The 3794-nt window shown below is 35.8% G+C and carries 4 protein-coding genes and 1 pseudogene; 4 read left to right on the top strand and 1 reads right to left on the bottom strand.

The window, feature by feature from the left end; translation table 11 throughout:
* Positions 1–192: 192 nt before the first annotated feature.
* A complete protein-coding gene (locus MLD65_RS17770) occupies positions 193–648 on the bottom strand; it encodes an S-Ena type endospore appendage (protein ID WP_243293153.1) in 456 nt (151 codons plus the stop codon).
* Between the two features lie 372 nt (positions 649–1020).
* Here MLD65_RS17770 and MLD65_RS17775 point away from each other — a divergent pair, with 372 nt between their 5' ends.
* From MLD65_RS17775 to MLD65_RS17790, 4 genes and pseudogenes are all read left to right on the top strand, one after another.
* Positions 1021–1362 carry an S-Ena type endospore appendage gene (locus MLD65_RS17775; RefSeq protein WP_243293154.1) on the top strand — a complete coding sequence of 114 codons (342 nt, stop codon included), beginning with the start codon at positions 1021–1023 and terminating at the stop codon, positions 1360–1362.
* Between the two features lie 167 nt (positions 1363–1529).
* Positions 1530–1970 carry a hypothetical protein gene (locus MLD65_RS17780; protein WP_243293155.1) on the top strand — a complete coding sequence of 147 codons (441 nt, stop codon included), beginning with the start codon at positions 1530–1532 and terminating at the stop codon, positions 1968–1970.
* A 497-nt stretch (positions 1971–2467) separates the two neighbouring features.
* The gene (locus MLD65_RS17785; RefSeq protein WP_243293156.1) at positions 2468–3346 is read left to right on the top strand and encodes an IS982 family transposase; all 879 of its coding nucleotides are present in this window, start codon (positions 2468–2470) and stop codon (positions 3344–3346) included.
* Between the two features lie 192 nt (positions 3347–3538).
* A pseudogene (locus tag MLD65_RS17790) lies at positions 3539–3794 on the top strand (IS4 family transposase); the annotation flags it as partial.

Here is a 3794-nt window from a genome sequence, read left to right on the forward strand (position 1 = left end):
ATCCACTATACCAAAGAATGAGGTGTTTTTTGCATTTTTAGAATCATTTGTCAATAAACATTTTTTACACCAATGAACCTTAGAACCACTATGGGTGCACTAACTTTTTAAAGTGCGAAGTTTGAGTTATTATAAAAAAGCTTGTAGAACTTTCTGAGTAGAGAATTTGTCTACAAGCTGAAATTAAAGGATTCATTCATTTTCTTTAAGAATACCTTTTTCATAATGAATATCAATGCAAAACGTACCAGTACATTTTTGATTTTCTTCACCTTCACAACTCACTTCAATACTTGCTATAGAATTTATCGTTACAGACTTTGTTTGATTTTCTTCCGTTAGGTTAAACAATGTGATATCCGGTATTCCATCTCCATCTATATCTGCACGCACAGTCATATTACAACCGCTTGTATTCAAAACAGTAACTGTTCCTGATGGAATTGGGGAAATACCGATCCCTTTCCAATATTCTACAAATTCCCCATTACAATTTTGATTAATGTATCCACATATTTCGTTTTCCACACATATCCTTTTCTTTTTTGGTGGTTTCGGAGGTTTTGGCTTTCTAGGAAAAATATCTGGACACCCTGGCGGAGGTATGTCGATTGGGCAAAAATCCGGAATTTTTTTATACTCTTTCAACTCGTGTCTCCTTTACATATAATAATTTAATACCATAATATGTTTTATTTCCACTAGCGTTGCATAAAAAATACGCTGAATTTTCAGTTACTATTACTATTTCTCGTTGAATTTAATCTTTTACATGTTGTTTGAGCTAAAAAAAGAGTTCGATCACCTATTGTGCTCGGTAGTTTCCATGATTTACAGCACTGACCTCAAAAAATAAGTGAAGGTACACTTTCGAATCAACAATATTAATAAAAAATAAATTAGCTATTCAGCATCATTATTTTAGGTACATGCGTATACAAGCTTTTAGATTTTTCATACGTTATTATTACAAGCTAAATACTACTTTAGCTTATATTATTTTAAAAGGAGGAATTACTTTTGTGTGGAGCAAATGGGATTAGTGGGGCCTGTTGCCCCCCCGCTCAAATTATCAAAGAGGAAATTTGCGGTAATTTTAACGGAGAATTAACAGCTGTTGAAGTTTGGAGTGCACCTACTGGTAGCTATATATCTGGAACTTTTCAAATTTTCAATTCCGCTTCCAGTACAGGAGCAGTAACAGCTACTGGGACAGCAAATCCTGCAATTGTTTTAGATGCTAGCCCAGGGAATACAGATTCACAGTCAGTTAACAATCCTACAACTTTTGAAATTACTACTGCTACTGTTAGAGACAGTGGAACTTACTGTATTACACTATATAAACGTGTTCTAGCTTAAATGAAATATTTTAATCTATATAAAACCAGATACTTTATGAGTGTCTGGTTTTATATACACTTATATGAATTTATTAACATAATGATGAAACATATGCTGTTTTTCTTATATTCTAGTGTACTTTTTCTCGATTTTTTCTATTAATAGTTAGAAAGGATGTGTAAAATATGAAAGGATGTTGCCCAATTAATATAAGTCCATCATCACCAATACTTTTTTTCCCTTTTTCAACTGAAGCCGATCAACCAATTGTTGGAACTTCAGAAAACACGGTTCTTACACTTGGTGTAAGTCCTCCAAGCCCAGGTGCTCATCAAGTAAAATTGGATTCAACAGTTGAGCTTCTTTTACTTTTAGGGAATAATCCTAACTATGATATCACTTTTCGTTTGAGAAGAAGTGACTTGGTTTCCCCTTTAGCAACATTAACAATTAGTAGATTCTTGAGAGGAAACGTTACTGGTACTCATACTGAAATTCCAAACCTTACATGGAATGATACGATTTTTAGCGCTGTTATCTATACGGTTACCATTCAAATTGTAACAGCCGCAAGTGTTACTAGTGTTACTGCCCAAACTCGATCATTAAATGCAATTGTGTTTTAAATCATTAAGGATTAAGTTTTTCTAATAATTCTTTGAGGCCGAAGTTTTTTATATCTATATTACTCAACTTTCGCCAAGTTGTGATAAAAAAGTTATTCATATTTATTCAAGTTAGTCTTTGATTGATTTTTCAGCTTAAAAATTAGTTTATACTTCTTGATTTCAAGAAAGTAGACAAATTTCCATCTTAGCTTAGGATGCCGTTTATCTAATTGGCATCTTTTTTATTACTTTTAAGCACCGTCACCATTCGAAAAGTAGATAGAATTTCATACGGATAAAAGTTGATCAAAAACTTATTCAAAGTCAACTTGATTAGTGAAATACTGATATTCCTAGTTATCAGTGCTTTTTTATCGAAATCACTCTGTGAAAGTTGAGTTAATAATTTATTAACCCGTGGTGCTAGATAATTTTGAATAAGCAAAAAAAGAGCCCCTGCCTGTGGATCTCCTTTAAAATGAAAGTGCAACCAACCATTCGAAAGGAGAATCCTCATGCAAGAGCACTTTCATTTTACTACAAACCAAGCAAACATTCAAAAACAATACGAGGCGATTCTGTCTTTTGTTTCCACTCAACTTTCCCTTATTCATTCATATCTTCAACGTCACAATCGCCACTTGATGAAACAAAAAGATGAGGTGATCGTCGCTATTCATATCCTTGGGAAACTGTTTGGATTTACTTCTGAACGAGCGTGGCATCGCTTTGTGATTGGGAATTTGTTTTCAGTCGATGATTTTCCCGAACGTTCCCGTTACAATCGTCGTGCTCGAGCCCTTCGTTTCGCCATCAAATGGATTCGTCAACAGGTGGCCAAGCGTGGACAGCACCATGCCTATGCCGTAATCGATAGCCTTCCCCTAGAATTGTGTCATGCAGCTAGAGTGTATCGTGTGAAACGGTTTCAAGGTATGGCACATATCGGCTATTGTGCGTCCAAAAAGCAGCATTATTATGGATTCAAATTACATATGCAGGTGACGAATCAAGGTCTACCTATGGGATATGTGGTAACCGAAGCATCTTGCCATGATAAAGTGGTAGTCGAAACCGTGATGACACAAGTTCCACACCCCTATACCTTAGGAGATAAGGGATATATCAGCGATGTATTACAAAAAAAGCTATACAAGGAATATCAAATGGCACTGTGGACGCCTACTCGGAAGAATCAGAAGAAGCACAAATCAAAACGATGGGAGCAGTGGGTCAAACAAAAGCGCAAAGTCGTCGAAACCGTGTTTTCTGTTCTCGTTGATCAATACCGCATAACAGAGATTCTCGCTAACTCTATTGCAGGCTTTGAAGTTGCGCTAGATGGCATCTTGTTGGCCTATTCACTTGTTATACTCGGGCTAGTTAAGCGTTAACGCTCAACTAGCACCACGGGTTTTATTATTATCAAGAGAATATCCTCTAATCATTAACACCACTCATCTACAAACATTTTACATTTGTAACTATTATTCCAAGAGTGTTGATTAACCAATAAAATCCAAAAAAGGACACCTTTCCTGTAGAATGTAAGTACCAACCAACAAACCAAGGAAGAGGTGTCCCCTATGAAAAAGAATACCACGCTCCCGAATTTACTGCAAAAGATTATTTCTGAATATGAATTAAAAATGATTGTGAAAGCTGTTGGTTACAAGGATACTGCTCGAAAATTTGATGTTCAAACGTTAATCGAATATTTGGTAACAGCTTCAGCTAATGAGTGGAAAAGCTTTCGGCATGGGGCAGATGTCGCCCCTACGTATGGACTCGCACAGGCAGACTATTCAACGTTTTCAAAGAAAGCCAGTCATGTGGACTTTG

Source organism: Bacillus sp. FJAT-47783, assembly GCF_022808615.1.
Taxonomy (GTDB): Bacteria; Bacillota; Bacilli; order Bacillales; family Aeribacillaceae; genus Bacillus_BZ.

What these genes read in the sequence shown, in the direction of transcription:
- MLD65_RS17785 (WP_243293156.1), top strand. Translation starts at nt 2,468, where the DNA reads ATGCAAGAGCACTTTCATTTTACTACAAACCAAGCAAACATTCAAAAA.
- MLD65_RS17780 (WP_243293155.1), top strand. Translation starts at nt 1,530, where the DNA reads ATGAAAGGATGTTGCCCAATTAATATAAGTCCATCATCACCAATACTT.